We start from the raw sequence: 13,693 nt of genomic DNA on the forward strand, positions 1-13,693 counted from the left end.
GGGCAGATCGTTTTCGATCCTGCCCCCGCTGCGAAGAGACGTCCCGCGATGAGGCGGGTGTCGTAGCGTGCCGTTTGCTGCTCCGGTATCTCTGTATCTGTAGTCCTGTTACCGGATCATCAGATGCGCATCGGCATGACGACGTACTTGAAGTTGTCGTCTTCCGGCACGGTAATCAGCGCACTCGAATTCGAGTCGCCAAGGCTGACCTGCACCTGCTCGGTCTTCAGGTTGGCAAGCACGTCGAGCAGGTAGGTCACGTTGAAGCCGATATCGAGCGCGTCGCCCGAGTAATCGAGTTCCAGCTCTTCCTGCGCCTCTTCCTGGTCGGCGTTGGTGGAGCTGATCTTGAGCATGTGCGTGTCCAGAATGCAGCGCACGCCCTTGAATTTGTCGGTGGTCAGGATCGCGGTGCGTTGTAGCGCCTGCTGCAGGCGCACGCGGTCGATCGCGAAGGCGTTCTTGTAGCCCTTGGGGATCACGCGCTGGAAGTCGGGGAACTTGCCTTCGACCAGCTTGGAGATCAGTTCGATATTGGCGAACGTGAACTTGACCTGGTTGGCGGCCAGCTGCACCGTCACCGGATCGTCGTTGTCTTCCAGCAGGCGCTGCAGTTCCAGGATGGTCTTGCGCGGGATGATGACTTCCTGGCGCGAGCCGACGCCGGCGGCTTCGGTTTCCAGTTCAACGCCGCAGTAGGCCAGGCGGTGGCCGTCGGTGGCGACTGCCATGACCTTCTTGCCTTCCACCACCAGCAGCATGCCGTTCAGGTAGTAGCGGATGTCTTGCTGCGCCATGGCGAAGTGGACCATCGCCAGCAGGTGCTTGAAGGTCTTCTGCGGCAGGCTGACGCTGGCGTTGAATTCGCTGGCTTCAGCAACGGTGGGGAATTCCTCTGCGGCCAGCGTCTGCAGGGCAAAGCGGCTCTTGCCGGATTGCACGGTCATACGCTTGTCGTTGAGCGACAGGGCCACGTCGCCGTCAGGCATGGCGCGCAGGATGTCCAGCAGCTTGCGCGCGGCCACGGTGGTGGCAACGCTGTCGCTGCCGACGCCGCATTCCGCATGCGTGGTGATCTGGATCTCGATGTCGGTCGAGAGGAAGGAAACGTTGGACCCGGACTTGCGAATCAGCAGGTTGGCCAGGATCGGGAGGGTGTGGCGGCGCTCCACGATGCCGCTCACGATTTGCAGCGGACGCAGCAGGTTGTCTCGCGAGGTTTTGACCAATTGCATTGAATTTATCCTTCGTCGTTTGTAATCGGCGACCGCAGAACGCAAACAACTCCGAATTCACTTAGGAATCAAGGAGTTAATATGCCATTGTACCAAGGATAAGCCGCTGCGGTGAAGCGGGGCGGGACCGGCGGGCGGGCCAGCTGTGCACAAAAAGCCACGCTGGCGCAAACCGTACTTGCCATCCCGTCCCGACTCACCGCAAAGCCTTATCAGTGGCCATTTTCCGGACACTTGCCCCGGCGTCGCTGACGTTAATTCCCCAGGCGCCACGGGATGTCCGTGGCGCGCACCCTACAGTATGCCAGCCCCGAGGGGCCGGCCCTTCAAAACGCCTTCCCGGGGGTACCCCGGGCATCGGCCATGCATCAGCCCTTGAGCGTTTGCTCCAGCACGTGCAGCTCGTGGTTCAGCTGCGCGTCCTTGCTGCGTTCGTCGGCAATCTTGCGCACGGCGTGCAGCACGGTGGTGTGGTCGCGGCCGCCAAAGAGCTCGCCGATCTCGGGCAGGCTCTTCTGCGTCAGCTCCTTGGCCAGGTACATCGCAATCTGGCGCGGCCGTGCAATATTGGCAGGCCGCTTTTTCGAGTACATGTCAGCGACCTTGATGTTGTAGAAATCCGCGCAGGTCTTCTGGATGTTCTCCACGGAGATCTGGCGGTTCTGCACGGTCAGCAGGTCCTTGAGCGCTTCGCGCGTCACCTCGATGGTGATGTCCTTGCCGTGGAAGTTGCTGAAGGCCAGGATCTTGCGCAGCGCGCCTTCCAGCTCGCGCACGTTGGAGCGCAGGTGCTTGGCGACGAAGAACGCGACCTCTTCGGGCACGTTGACGCTTTCCGCGGCGGCCTTCTTCATCAGGATGGCCACGCGCATTTCCAGCTCGGGCGGCTCGATGGCCACGGTCAGGCCCGAGTCGAAGCGCGAGATCAGGCGGTCATCGATGCCGCTGATTTCCTTCGGGTAGGTATCGCTGGTGATGATCACCTGCGCCCGGTTGGCGATCAGGGCCTCGAAGGCGTAGAAGAACTCTTCCTGCGTGCGGTTCTTGCCGGAGAAGAACTGGATATCGTCGATCAGCAGCAGGTCGAGCGAGTGGTAGTAGCGCTTGAACTCGTCGAACGCCTTGCGCTGGTAGGCCTTGACCACGTCGGACACGTACTGCTCGGCGTGGATGTAGCGGATGCGCGCGCGCGGGTTCTCCATGAGCATGTGGTTGCCGATGGAGTGGATCAGGTGGGTCTTGCCCAGGCCGACGCCGCCATAGAGATACAGCGGGTTGTACGACTTGCCCGGGTTGTTGGCCACCTGGATGGCCGCGGCGCGCGCCAGCTGGTTGGCTTTACCGGTGACGAAGTTGTCAAAGGTCAGGATCGGGTTCAGGCGCGAGCGCTCATGCACCGTGTCGCTGGGCTGGTGGCCCGGCATCGGCGTGGCGCCGCCCATCTGGGGCTGGTGCTGCGGGGACTGATGCTGCGGGTGCTGCGGCTGGTGCTGCGCCTGGCGGTAGGAGCGGGCGCTGGCCTCGGCGGGGTCCATGTGGACCACGTCGATCTCGGCCATGTCGGCGCCGTGCTGCGCGTGATGCTGGCCCGGGTACTGACCCTGGGCGCGCGCGCCGGCCGGGACCGGCGCCGCTGAGGGCATGCCGGCGGGGTTACCGTACTGCGGCTGGCCCATGCCGTACGCGGCTGCGGCGGGGTAGTCGCCGTAGCCGGGCTGCCCCGGCTGGCCGGGCATGGCAAACGGGGGCTGGCCGTTCATCGGCTGGGCGCCGGGATAGCCGCCCATGCCCGTACCCGGTGCTGCGTGACCATCCATGCCGCCCGGGCCCATGCCGGGCTGGGCCGGCTGCATATAGGCAGCGGCACGGCCCGACGCGGCGGGATCCAGCACGAACTGGACGCTGACCTGCGCTTCCCAGTACTCGCAGGCCAGTGCGGTGATGCGCCCCGAAAACTGGCTCTTGACCCAGTCCAGCTTGAAACGGTTGGGCGCGGCAATGCGCAGCGCGTGCGTTTCTTCATCGAACGCAACGGGCGCCAGCGGCTTGATCCACGTTTTGAACTGTTGCGGCGTCAGCTCGCGCTCTAGTTGCGCTGCTGCCGCCTGCCAGAAATCTTGCATTGTTTGTTGTTTGGTAATCGCACCCGGGTCCGCTTCTTCAGCAGCCCGGGCACGCCACAAGCGGCGTATATGCCGCGCTATCCGGGCCGCCCCAGCCGTATTGGGAATTAATTCCCTTCGGCTAGGCCTCCGCGGCATGCCATGCAGCCGCCAGCGAGCCTTCAGGCTCGCCGCACTGGCGTGCGTTCAGTCATGCGTTGCCGCGGTGGGGGCCCGGGTTGCGCCTGCGCCACGCAGCCCGTGTTGTGTTTGGACCCGGATTGTATACCCGCCGCTGAGTTATCCACAAAGGATAAGTCTGTGGACAACTTGTGCAAATGCGGTGGATTTGTGTGCACAACCCTTGCCGTGATGCGGCTTTGCGGGGTGTGGAAATGGGCAAAATCTCAGGCAAAACAGGGACTTCGCCTGTGGATGACTGCGCTGGAGGTGGCCTTCGGGACACATGCAGTTACCCACCGGCTGTTGTGGACAATGGGGCACCACGGGCCACAGGGCGCTGTGGCAATTGTGCCCTTGCACACAGACTTGCGCCTTGACAGCGCCGGAGAAAATCGTTTAAATGGCGGGTTCTGCGATGCGGCAGGGGATCACGTATGCGCATCGCCGGTCTGGCCTGTTCGTGCCGTCCGCGCTAACAGGTTAGCTACCTGCACACGCGTAAGCACGGCCGGCAGCAAGACAGAACCAGAATCGTCGGATACGCCGCTGCAGTTCCTCGCAAGCGGCAGCCCCATGCGAACCATACGCGGCGGCCACGGCACCCCGGCACCGGCCGGAGTCGGGCGAGCCAAGATCAACCAGAGAGTGCAACATGAAACGTACCTACCAACCTTCCGTTACCCGCCGCAAGCGTACCCACGGTTTCCGCGTGCGCATGAAGACCCGCGGCGGCCGTGCCGTCATCAACGCACGTCGCGCCAAGGGCCGCAAGCGCCTGGCCATCTGAGGCCCGGGCGACCGGCCTGACGGCGCGCCCGGCGCCGGCTGCAGCGTACCGCAGCCGTGCCGCGCAGCCGTCAATGCCCACCGCCTCGGCTTCAGGTCGGCCGGCAGCTTGCCGCAGGGCGCCGCTTTTGCGCCAGCAGTAGTATTCGCCAGCGCTCGCCAGTGTCACCCAGCGTGTCAGCCCATGCTTTCCCCAAAGCCGCGAGGCTAACAAAGACGGATGAGTTTTCATCCGTTTTTGCTTTGCGGCCCCGGCGGCGCAGCCCGCATTTCGTGCTCTATGTGCGCGCCAATGACCGTCCGGAAGGACGGCTTGGCGTGGTGGTCGGCAAGAAGTTCGCGCCGCGCGCGGCTGAGCGCAACCTGGTGAAGCGCATGGCGCGCGAGCTGTTCCGCCAGCGCCGTGAGCACCTGGCGGGGCGCGACGTGCTGCTGCGCCTGCAAGCCAAGTTTCCGCGCGCGGAATTTGCGACGCGCGCGGCGGTCCGAAGGGCATGCGCGGCGGAAATCGCCAGCCTGCTCGACGTAGCGGCCAAGCCGCTGCCGCCACCCGCACCGCCTGCCTCGCCCTCGGCACCGCCACCCGCGGCGCCACCGGCGAGCCCCTCGCAAAGCCTGCCACCAGGCCTTCCGGCCTGAACCGCCTGCCATGAAGCGAATCCTGCTAGTCCTGCTGCGTATCTACAAGATCGCCCTGAGTCCCTACCTGGGCTCGCAGTGCCGCTTCCTGCCGACCTGTTCCGAGTACGCCCGCGACGCCGTCATCCACTACGGCGCCGCGCGCGGCAGCTGGATGGCCGCCTGCCGGCTGTGCCGCTGCCATCCTTTCGCCCAAGGCGGGTATGATCCCGTGCCGGGCACGGAAGCTGACGACACTGCCAGGCCGGACACCCACGCGGGCCGTTCCGTCCATGCCGCCGCAGGCCATGCGCCTGTTGCGATCCGTCTGCCCAGACCCTGATTTCTCCGACCACAGCCAGACATGGATATCAAACGCACCATCCTCTGGGTCATCTTCTCGATGTCCCTCGTGCTGCTCTACGACAACTGGCAGCGCTCCCAAGGCCATGCGTCGATGTTCTTCCCGAGCACGACCCAACAGGCCGCCTCGGCGCCCGCCGCCAGCGGCGCTGCCGCGCAGGGCGACGTGCCCAAGGCCAACGTGGCGCCAGGCGCAGCGGGTACCGCTGCCCCGGCCGCGCCGCAGGCCGCGGCCCAGCCCACCGGCGAGAAGGTCGTGGTGACCACCGACACGGTGCGCGCCGAGATCGACACCGCCGGCGGCATCGTGTCGCGCCTGGAGCTGCTCAAGGAGCATGAGAAGGACGGCAAGCCGGTGGTGCTGTTCGAGCGCGACAACGTGCGCACCTACATGGCACGCTCGGGCCTGATCGGCGGCGACCTGCCCAACCACACCACGGTGTTCACCGCCGCCCCGGGCCCGCGCACGCTGGACGGCGCCGAGCAGCTGGAAGTGGCGCTGACCGCCGAGAAGAACGGCGTGAAGCTGGTCAAGACCTATGTGTTCCGCAAGGGCAGCTATGTGGTCGACACCAAGTTCGCGGTGACCAACGCGGGTGCCGCGCCGGTCTCGCCGACGCTGTACCTGGAACTGGCGCGCGACGGCAGCAAGGTCGAGCAGTCGCAGTTCTACAGCACCTTCACCGGCCCTGCCGTCTACACCGACGCCGACAAGTACCACAAGATCGACTTCGAAGACATCGCCAAGGGCAAGGCCAGCGTGCCGGCCGCCGCCAACAACGGCTGGGTGGCGATGGTGCAGCACTACTTTGCCTCGGCCTGGATCCCGCAGACCGGCAAGGAGCACAGCTTCTACGTCCAGCAGATCGACCCGCACCTGTACCGCGTGGGCGTGCAGCAGCCGCTGGGTGAACTGGCCCCGGGCGCCACGGTGACTACCGATGCACGCCTGTTCGCCGGCCCGCAGGAAGAGCACATGCTCGAGAAGATCGCGCCGGGCCTGGAGCTGGTGAAGGACTATGGCTGGCTGACCATCCTGGCCAAGCCGCTGTTCTGGCTGCTGGAGAAGCTGCACGGCTTCCTGGGCAACTGGGGCTGGTCGATCATCGCGCTGACGGTGCTGATCAAGCTGGTGTTCTTCCCGCTGTCGGCGGCAAGCTACAAGTCCATGGGCAAGATGAAGGACCTGCAGCCGCGCATGACGTCGATCCGCGAGCGTTACAAGAACGACCCGCAGAAGATGAACCAGGAGATGATGGGGCTGTACAAGACCGAGAAGGTCAACCCGCTCGGCGGCTGCCTGCCCATCGTGATCCAGATCCCGGTGTTCATCGCGCTGTACTGGGTGCTGCTGTCGTCGGTGGAAATGCGCGGCGCGCCGTGGCTGGGCTGGATCCATGACCTGTCGGTGCCGGATCCGTTCTACATCCTGCCGATCGTGATGGCCGTGTCGATGTTTGTGCAGACCAAGCTGAACCCGACCCCGCCGGACCCGGTGCAGGCCAAGGTCATGATGATCATGCCGCTGGTGTTCTCGGTGATGTTCTTCTTCTTCCCGGCCGGCCTGGTGCTGTACTGGGTGGTGAACAACATTCTGTCGATTGCGCAGCAATGGCAGATCAACCGCATGCTCGGCAAGGGCAAGGCGGCAGTGGTGGCGAAGAGCTGAAGCTGTTGCAGGTTGCGGCACGTGAAAAGCCCGGCAGTGATGCCGGGCTTTTTGTTTGGCGGATCGGGGCGCTGACAGCCATCACCCCTCGTTGATCACCGCCCGCCTATAGCGCAACCATGTCGAAATCCGCTTTCGCCATGCCGCAGTCCGGGCAGCTCCACTCCAGCGGGACCGCGCCCCACGGTGTGCCGGGCGCGATCCCGTGCTCGGGCATGCCGAGCGCTTCTTCATAAACGAATCCACAGATACGGCACTGCCAGATGGTCATGCGGCCCCCCGCAGCGAGGGCGCTCGGGTGGAGACACCGGCGGCGCGCGCGGTGTTTTCGATTTCTTCGACCAGCGGGGCGATGCGCGCCAGCTCGGCGCGGTTGTCGTCGTCCCACGGATGGAAGCCGGGGCGGAAGTAGCTGAGCCATTCCGGGATCATCTTGGGCAGCACCGCGGGCGAGGCCCACAGGAAGCGCAGCACGCTGCCAAACCCGGTCAGCTTGTTGCGGCAGCCCTTGTCGCCCATCACCAGCGCGATGTGGAACACGAACACCATGGCCCAGAACGTCACGGTGGTGGTCAGCATGGTGAAGGTGCGCAGGAAGTAGCGGTAGGGGCCGGGCTTCATCACCGTGTTCCAGACATCGTAGGCCACCGCCTTGTGCTCGGTTTCTTCCAGCGCGTGCCAGGTCCACACCTGCCGGTAGCCGGTCTCGGAGGCCGCGCCCATGTGGCGCGGATCCTGCAGCAGGCCGCCGGCCAGCATCGCGGTGTAGTGCTCCAGCGCGATGGTATGGGCCAGCTGCCACGACTTGGGCAGGATCTTGCGCAGCAGGTCCAGCAGCTTCCACACCGTGCGGTCCAGCGCCGCGGCGGGCAGGCCGGCGTCTTCCATCAGCCGGTTGTAGAGGATGTGCTCGCGCGTGTGCATCGCTTCCTGGCCGATAAAGCCGGCGATGGCGCGGCTCAGTTCGGGGTCTTTCACCTGGTCGCGGTAGTTGCGCACGCTGTCCATGAAGAAGCGCTCCCCGGCGGGGAAGAAGATCGACAGCGCGTTGATGAAATGGGTGACGTGACGGCCCCGTTCGTGCCAGTCGCTGATGCGTTCTGGCGGCAGGTGGGGATGCACGTCGCGGCGGACTGGCATCATGGCGGTCTCCTTGGGTGACGGCCGGCGCGTGCTGCGCCGGCGCAATTCATTGGCTGGCGAGGAATGGCAGCAGGTCTGCCGCCACGCGTTGCGGGTCTTCTTCCATCGGCACGTGGCCAAGCCCCGCGTAGCGGCGCAGCTGCGCGCCGGGGATGCGCTCGGTGAAGGCCTGCGCGTGCGCGGGCGGGATCCAGCGGTCGCGCTCGCCCCACAGCACCAGCGTGGGCGCGCGCACGCTGCCGAGCAGGTGGGTGTCAAGCTGGGCAAAGTCCAGCCTGGGCACCATCTTGCCGACGGCCTCGCGGCTGCCTTCGGCGTAGAAGAAATCAACGTAGCGGCGGAAGGTGGATTCCGGCACGCGCGAGGCATCGCCATAGACGTCGCGCGTGGCGGCGCGGATGATGAACTCGGGCAGCATCCACGGTGCCGACCAGCGCACCGGCGCATGGCGGAACAGGTCGATGTAGATCGGCAGCCGCATCGGGAAGCCGGCGGCGTCGATCAGCACCAGCTTGTCGACCGCATCGGGCCGGCGCACCGCCAGGTCCCACGCGATCAGCCCGCCCAGCGAATTGCCGATGATGCTGGCGCGGCGCACGTTCACCGCGGCCAGGAAGGCATCGATGAAATCGCGGTAGCGGTGCACGTCCATGGTTTCGATGCGCCCGCGCGCATCGCGCAGCGGCCCGGTCAGCCCGAACGGGGCGATGTCGAGCCGCAGCACGCGATAGCGCTGCGCCAGCATCGGCACCATCCCCTGCCACGTATGCAGCGAAGCGGCGAAGCCGTGGATCAGCACCAGGGTCTCGCCGTCGGCGGGGCCTTCATCGGTGTAGTGCACCATCGCATCGAGCACGCGCACCCAGCGCGAGGCTGGCAGCGCATGGCGCTGCGCCAGCGTGGCGCGCGACAGGCTGAACAGCCCTACGCGGCCTTGCCCGAACCAGCGCGTCAGCGCCCCCGGTGGCGCCAGCAGCGCAGCATCCTGTTCGATCGCAAGCCGGTTCACGGGCGCTCTCCCTGGCCGATCGAGGCCGGTGCCGCAGCGGGGCCCAGATCGCGCTTGCGGCGCGTTTCGCGCACCACCAGCGACTGGTAGGCAGCCGGCAGCAGCCGTGCCATGGCATCGGCGGCGTAGGCGTCAGGTCCGATCAGCACGCGCCGGCGGTTGCGGCGCACGCCTTCCAGGATCACGCGCGCGGCCTTGTCGGGCGAGGTGATGAAGAATTTCTCGAACTCATCCTTGCCATGCTGGGCGTCGCGCACCAGGAAGCCGTTGACGCTGGATGACACACGGCTGGCCTGGGCGATATTGGTCTTGATGCCGCCCGGGTGCACGGTGGTGGCCGACACGCCGCAGTCCATCAGGTCCAGTTCCTGCCGCAGCGATTCGGTGAAGCCGCGCACCGCGTACTTGCTGGCGTTGTAGGCGCCCATGCCGGGCTGGGCGAAGATGCCGAAGATGCTCGATGTATTGACCACGTGGCCGTCGCCGCTTGCCTTCAGGTACGGCAGGAAGGCCTTGGTGCCGTACACCACGCCCCAGAAGTTGATGCCCATGATCCATTCCAGGTCGTCGTAGCTCATGCCCTCGACGGTACTGGACAGCGCCACGCCGGCGTTGTTGAAGATCAGGTTGATGCGGCCGTGGGCCTCGGCGGCCGCGGCGGCCCACGCGTAGACCGCGGCGCGGTCGGCCACATCCACGGTGTGCTGCGTGATGCGGGCCTGCGGTGCGGCGGCCATGGCCTGGGCCACGGTCTGCGCCAGCCCGGCCTCGTTGCGGTCTGACAGCGCCAGGTGGCAGCCCTGCCGTGCCAGCGCCACCGCCAGCGCACGGCCGATGCCAGAGCCGGCGCCGGTGATGGCGGCAACCTTGTTGCGGAAGTCCTTCATGTCCGGTCTCCTTCCGGTGATGTCGTTCTTTTGGGTGTGAATCGGGGGGAATGCGCGTGTGCATCAGGCACCGGCGACCGTGGCGATATCGGCCGACCCGGGCTGCATTGCGGTCTCGTCCGGCAATGCGTGCCGCACCGGGTACAGGTCGTATTCGGTCATGCGGAAGCTCGCCGTAGCGCGGCGGAACTGCCAGGTGAAGCCCGGCCACAGCGTGGTGTTGCGGCCGCTGCGCGGGTCGATGTACCAGCTGGCGCAGCCGCCGGCGGACCAGATCGCATGGCCCAGCCGCCCCTGCAGCCGTTCGTTGAAGCGGCGCTGCACCGGCTCGCGCACGTCCACCGCCTGCACGCCTTCGCGGCGCATCTGCTGCAGGGCGTCGACGATGTAGGCCACCTGCGACTCGATCATGAACACCATCGAGCTGTGGCCCAGGCCGGTATTGGGGCCGACCACGAAGAACAGGTTGGGGAAGCCCGCCACGGTGGTGCCCAGGTAGGCCTGCGCGCCGTCGCGCCAGGCATCGACCAGGTCCACGCCGTCAAGGCCCGAGATCACGCCGCGCGGCATCGGGTCGGTGGCATGGAAGCCGGTGCCCAGGATGATGCAGTCGGCGGGCCGGCGCGTGCCGTCGCGCAGCACCACCGCGTCGCGCTCCACGCGGGCAATGCCGGTGGTGACCACGTCCACGTTGTCGCGCGTCAGCGCCGGGTAGTAGTCGTTGGAGATCAGCACGCGCTTGCAGCCGATGGTGTAGTCCGGCGTCAGCGTCGCGCGCAAGGCAGGGTCGCGCACCTGCCTGGCCAGATGGCGGCGCGCCACGCGCTCCACCACCTTCATGATCCTGGGATGCAGCACGAAGCCCAGCACGCGCGATTCCAGCATCCAGTAGATGCCGGTGCGCACCAGCGTCTGCGTGAACGGCAGGCGGCGGAACAGCCAGCGCTCCGCCGCGCTGACCTCGCGGTCCGGCTTGGGCATGATCCACGGCGGGGTGCGCTGGTACAGGTCCAGCTGCGCCACCTGGGGCGCGATCTGCGGCACGAACTGGATCGCACTGGCGCCGGTGCCGATCACGGCCACGCGCTTGCCGGCGAGCGCATAGGCGTGGTTCCAGTGCTGCGAGTGGAAGCACTCGCCCTCGAACGAGTCCAGCCCGGGGATATTGGGGTAGGAAGGACGGCTCAGCCCGCCCATGCCGGAGACCAGCACGCGCGCCCGCACCACCTTGCCGTCGGCCATCTCCAGGCGCCACACCTGCGCGGCCTCGTCCCAGGCGGCGTGGCGCAGTTCATGGTGCAGCCGCAGGTGCGGGCGCAGGCCGAAGCGGTCGGTGCAGCCTTCCAGGTAGGCGCGGATCTCCGGCTGGGTCGAGAACATGCGCGACCAGTCCGGGTTCGGCGCGAATGAAAAGGAATACAGGTGCGACTGCACATCGCAGGCGCAGCCCGGGTAATGGTTGTCGCGCCAGGTGCCGCCGACTGAGCCGGCCTTTTCGAAGATCAGGAAGTTGCGCTCGCCGCGCTCGCGCAGCCGTATCGCCATGCCGAGGCCGGCAAAGCCACTGCCGATGATGGCAATGTCTGTGTGCTCAAGGGCAGGGGATGCCTGCTGCGGCAACTCCGCGGGTGCATTCATGGGCGCTCCTCACCGTTATTACAGTGTTTATTGTGACATTGATTGATGTCATCGTAGGAAGCGCAGGGCAGGTGGTCAATGCCGTGAGTTGAAGGATGGTTCTAATTTCTGGGGATTTCCAGCGGCGTTTCACGCACATAAAACAAGGTGATGCCACCCCGCAGGCGCTTGCGCCGTGGGATTCGGTCGTGCGTTTGAAACCGGGAGATTTTTTTCAGGCTTCGCGGATCACGAAGGCGTGGCCGCAATATCGGGGCGCTAGGCCGCCTGTCCCTTGCGGCGCCAGCCGTGCGGCGTTTCACCGGTCCAGCGCTTGAAGGCGTGGGTGAAGGCACTCTGCTCGGAATAGCCCAGCCGCATCGCGCACTGCGCCAGGCTGATGCCGGGATCGGCAAGATACTGCTCCGCCAGCGCGCGCCGCACGTTATCCACAAGCTGTGAATAACTGATGCCCTGCGCCTGCAGCCGCCGCTGCAGGGTGCGCACGGGCATGCCCAGGTGCGTGGCCACGTCGGCAATCGGCAGTTCGCCCTGCGGCAGCCGCCCGCTGATATAGGCACGCGCCTGCGCCAAGGCGTCGGCCCCGGCCGGCGCGATCTGCTGCAGCTGGGTATCGGCGATGCGCGTCATTTGGGCCTGCATGCCCGCGTCGGCCTGCAGCGACGGCAGGTCGAGCAAGGCCCGTTCGATATGCATGGCATGGCGCGCGGCGTTGAAGACCACGGGGCAGCCGAACACCTCGGCATGCAGGCGGGTATCGGCCGGCGCGGGATGCGGGAATTCCACCTGGGTGGCCACGTACTGCTCACCGATCAGCCAGCGCGCGAACACCACCCAGGTTGCCATGTGCAGCTCATGCGCATGGCGCGACAGCGGGCCATGCCGGGCTTCCCAGGTCATGCAGGCGGCCTGCGGCGTTTCGATCAGGCGGGTGCCGCCGATATCGTTGGCCAGCACCTCATAGCGGATGCCTTGCAGGATGGCGTCGCGCACGGTGGGCGTGGTCAGCACCACGTAGCCCATCTCGGCATAGTGGCGCGGCGCGAAGGCGGCGCCGGCGCGCAGGCCGACATCGGGATCGCCGGTGACCTGCTCCAGCCAGTCGAGCAGCGCCAGGTAGGCGGCACCGGGAATGCGCGTGGCGGTCTGCGCACCGGTGGCGTGCAGCAGCTCGGGCGGCACGCCGACGGCGCGCAGCTGGTCGGCCGGGGCAATGCCCTGGCGCGCGCCGTGGTCGAGCACGGCGCGGAGGTAGGCGAGCGAGACGGTGCCCAGTGCGGTGCCCGCTTGCGCACCACTGGCACCGCCGTCGAGCTGGTTGGCGCGTGGCATCAAATCACCTGTCGTGCGGGATCAAGACCGGGCACCGATCTTTATCCAAACTCCGGGTAGCGTCAATGCGGGCCTGCCCCCGCCTGAATACAAGAGACCGACGCATGGAGACAATATGGCCCCCAATCATCCACACCGCCGTGCGGATGCCGATGCCGAGGCGCTGCACGCGCTGACGCGGCGCGGCTTCCTGAAAGTCGGCCTCGGCTTCTCGGCCGCGCTGGCCTGTACCGCGCTGGTGCCGTCGCTGGCCGGCTGCTCGTCGGCAGATCCCGCGCCGCAGGCCGGCATGACCTGGCTGCGCCCGCAAGACGTGGCGATGTTCCGCGCGCTGCTGCCGGCCATCGTCACCGAGCTGGCCGAAGCGCCGCCGCCGCGGCGCGCGGCCCTGGAGCAGGACGCGCTGCGCAATATCGACGCGACCTGCGCTGCGATGGGCGCGGGTGCGCAAGCCGAGCTGCGCAAGCTGTTCGGCCTGCTTGCCAGCATGCCGCTGCGCTGGGCGCTGACCGGCATCCGCCAGGACTGGAGCGCGGCCACGCCCCCGCAGGTGCAGGCCTTCCTGGCGCGCTGGCGCGCCAGCCGCCTGGCCACGCTCAATGCCGGCGCGGTGGTACTGGTCAAGCTCACCAGCGTGGGCTACTACGTGCTGCCGGCCGCGTGGGCGGGCAGCGGCTATCCCGGCCCCAACGCGGCCGTCTACAAGGCGCTGCACGCCTGATCCCCGA

The 13,693-nt window shown here is 66.6% G+C and carries 13 protein-coding genes; 5 read left to right on the forward strand and 8 right to left on the reverse strand.

Annotated elements, in window-relative coordinates; translation table 11 throughout:
- Positions 1-119 precede the first annotated feature (119 nt).
- Together dnaN and dnaA are read right to left on the reverse strand one after the other, a co-directional pair.
- Positions 120-1,235 carry a DNA polymerase III subunit beta gene (gene dnaN, locus AC3WVS_RS28430; protein WP_492321309.1) on the reverse strand — a complete coding sequence of 372 codons (1,116 nt, stop codon included), beginning with the start codon at positions 1,233-1,235 and terminating at the stop codon, positions 120-122.
- 368 nt (positions 1,236-1,603) lie between these two features.
- Positions 1,604-3,358 carry a chromosomal replication initiator protein DnaA gene (gene dnaA / locus AC3WVS_RS28435; RefSeq protein WP_492321310.1) on the reverse strand — a complete coding sequence of 585 codons (1,755 nt, stop codon included), beginning with the start codon at positions 3,356-3,358 and terminating at the stop codon, positions 1,604-1,606.
- Positions 3,359-4,172: 814 nt separating this feature from the next.
- Here dnaA and rpmH point away from each other — a divergent pair.
- The 4 genes from rpmH (at position 4,173) to yidC (ending at position 6,956) form a co-directional block, all read left to right on the forward strand.
- Entirely contained in the window at positions 4,173-4,307 is a 135-nt protein-coding gene (rpmH, locus tag AC3WVS_RS28440) for a 50S ribosomal protein L34 (protein WP_008650850.1), read from the forward strand.
- A 173-nt stretch (positions 4,308-4,480) separates the two neighbouring features.
- A complete protein-coding gene (gene rnpA / locus AC3WVS_RS28445) occupies positions 4,481-4,945 on the forward strand; it encodes a ribonuclease P protein component (protein ID WP_492321353.1) in 465 nt (154 codons plus the stop codon).
- Positions 4,946-4,955: 10 nt separating this feature from the next.
- Positions 4,956-5,267 (forward strand): membrane protein insertion efficiency factor YidD, encoded by a 312-nt coding sequence (gene yidD / locus AC3WVS_RS28450; RefSeq protein ID WP_492321311.1) that lies wholly within the window; start codon positions 4,956-4,958, stop codon positions 5,265-5,267.
- Between the two features lie 21 nt (positions 5,268-5,288).
- Positions 5,289-6,956: a membrane protein insertase YidC gene (gene yidC, locus AC3WVS_RS28455; protein ID WP_492321312.1), complete on the forward strand. Its 1,668-nt coding sequence runs from the start codon at positions 5,289-5,291 to the stop codon at positions 6,954-6,956.
- Positions 6,957-7,062: 106 nt separating this feature from the next.
- On the opposite strand, the gene AC3WVS_RS28460 is transcribed toward yidC, so the two are convergent.
- From AC3WVS_RS28460 to AC3WVS_RS28485, 6 genes are all read right to left on the reverse strand, one after another.
- Positions 7,063-7,227 (reverse strand): rubredoxin, encoded by a 165-nt coding sequence (locus AC3WVS_RS28460; protein ID WP_035817912.1) that lies wholly within the window; start codon positions 7,225-7,227, stop codon positions 7,063-7,065.
- Positions 7,224-8,099, reverse strand: a complete 876-nt coding sequence (locus AC3WVS_RS28465) for a metal-dependent hydrolase (RefSeq protein WP_492321313.1) — start codon at positions 8,097-8,099, stop codon at positions 7,224-7,226. The genes AC3WVS_RS28460 and AC3WVS_RS28465 overlap by 4 nt, the downstream gene beginning before the upstream one ends.
- Before the next feature lie 46 nt (positions 8,100-8,145).
- The gene (locus AC3WVS_RS28470) at positions 8,146-9,108 is read right to left on the reverse strand and encodes an alpha/beta fold hydrolase (RefSeq protein ID WP_492321314.1); all 963 of its coding nucleotides are present in this window, start codon (positions 9,106-9,108) and stop codon (positions 8,146-8,148) included.
- A complete protein-coding gene (locus AC3WVS_RS28475) occupies positions 9,105-9,995 on the reverse strand; it encodes an SDR family NAD(P)-dependent oxidoreductase (protein ID WP_492321315.1) in 891 nt (296 codons plus the stop codon). Before AC3WVS_RS28475 ends, AC3WVS_RS28470 begins: the two co-directional genes overlap by 4 nt.
- A 63-nt stretch (positions 9,996-10,058) precedes the next feature.
- Positions 10,059-11,633, reverse strand: a complete 1,575-nt coding sequence (locus tag AC3WVS_RS28480) for a flavin-containing monooxygenase (RefSeq protein ID WP_492321316.1) — start codon at positions 11,631-11,633, stop codon at positions 10,059-10,061.
- A 258-nt stretch (positions 11,634-11,891) separates the two neighbouring features.
- Positions 11,892-12,965 (reverse strand): AraC family transcriptional regulator, encoded by a 1,074-nt coding sequence (locus AC3WVS_RS28485; protein ID WP_492321317.1) that lies wholly within the window; start codon positions 12,963-12,965, stop codon positions 11,892-11,894.
- Between the two features lie 115 nt (positions 12,966-13,080).
- Between AC3WVS_RS28485 and AC3WVS_RS28490 the strand changes: the two genes are divergently transcribed.
- A complete protein-coding gene (locus AC3WVS_RS28490) occupies positions 13,081-13,686 on the forward strand; it encodes a hypothetical protein (protein ID WP_492321318.1) in 606 nt (201 codons plus the stop codon).
- Positions 13,687-13,693 lie beyond the last annotated feature (7 nt).

It is taken from the genome of Cupriavidus sp. CPT47-8839-RL05A (assembly GCF_058792255.1).

Coding starts and splice junctions, on each gene's coding strand:
- AC3WVS_RS28460 (WP_035817912.1), bottom strand. CDS start 7,227: ATGACCATCTGGCAGTGCCGTATCTGTGGATTCGTTTATGAAGAAGCG.
- yidC (WP_492321312.1), top strand. CDS start 5,289: ATGGATATCAAACGCACCATCCTCTGGGTCATCTTCTCGATGTCCCTC.
- AC3WVS_RS28485 (WP_492321317.1), bottom strand. CDS start 12,965: ATGCCACGCGCCAACCAGCTCGACGGCGGTGCCAGTGGTGCGCAAGCG.
- dnaA (WP_492321310.1), bottom strand. CDS start 3,358: ATGCAAGATTTCTGGCAGGCGGCAGCAGCGCAACTAGAGCGCGAGCTG.
- AC3WVS_RS28475 (WP_492321315.1), bottom strand. CDS start 9,995: ATGAAGGACTTCCGCAACAAGGTTGCCGCCATCACCGGCGCCGGCTCT.
- AC3WVS_RS28465 (WP_492321313.1), bottom strand. CDS start 8,099: ATGATGCCAGTCCGCCGCGACGTGCATCCCCACCTGCCGCCAGAACGC.
- AC3WVS_RS28480 (WP_492321316.1), bottom strand. CDS start 11,633: ATGAATGCACCCGCGGAGTTGCCGCAGCAGGCATCCCCTGCCCTTGAG.
- rpmH (WP_008650850.1), top strand. CDS start 4,173: ATGAAACGTACCTACCAACCTTCCGTTACCCGCCGCAAGCGTACCCAC.
- yidD (WP_492321311.1), top strand. CDS start 4,956: ATGAAGCGAATCCTGCTAGTCCTGCTGCGTATCTACAAGATCGCCCTG.
- AC3WVS_RS28490 (WP_492321318.1), top strand. CDS start 13,081: ATGGCCCCCAATCATCCACACCGCCGTGCGGATGCCGATGCCGAGGCG.
- dnaN (WP_492321309.1), bottom strand. CDS start 1,235: ATGCAATTGGTCAAAACCTCGCGAGACAACCTGCTGCGTCCGCTGCAA.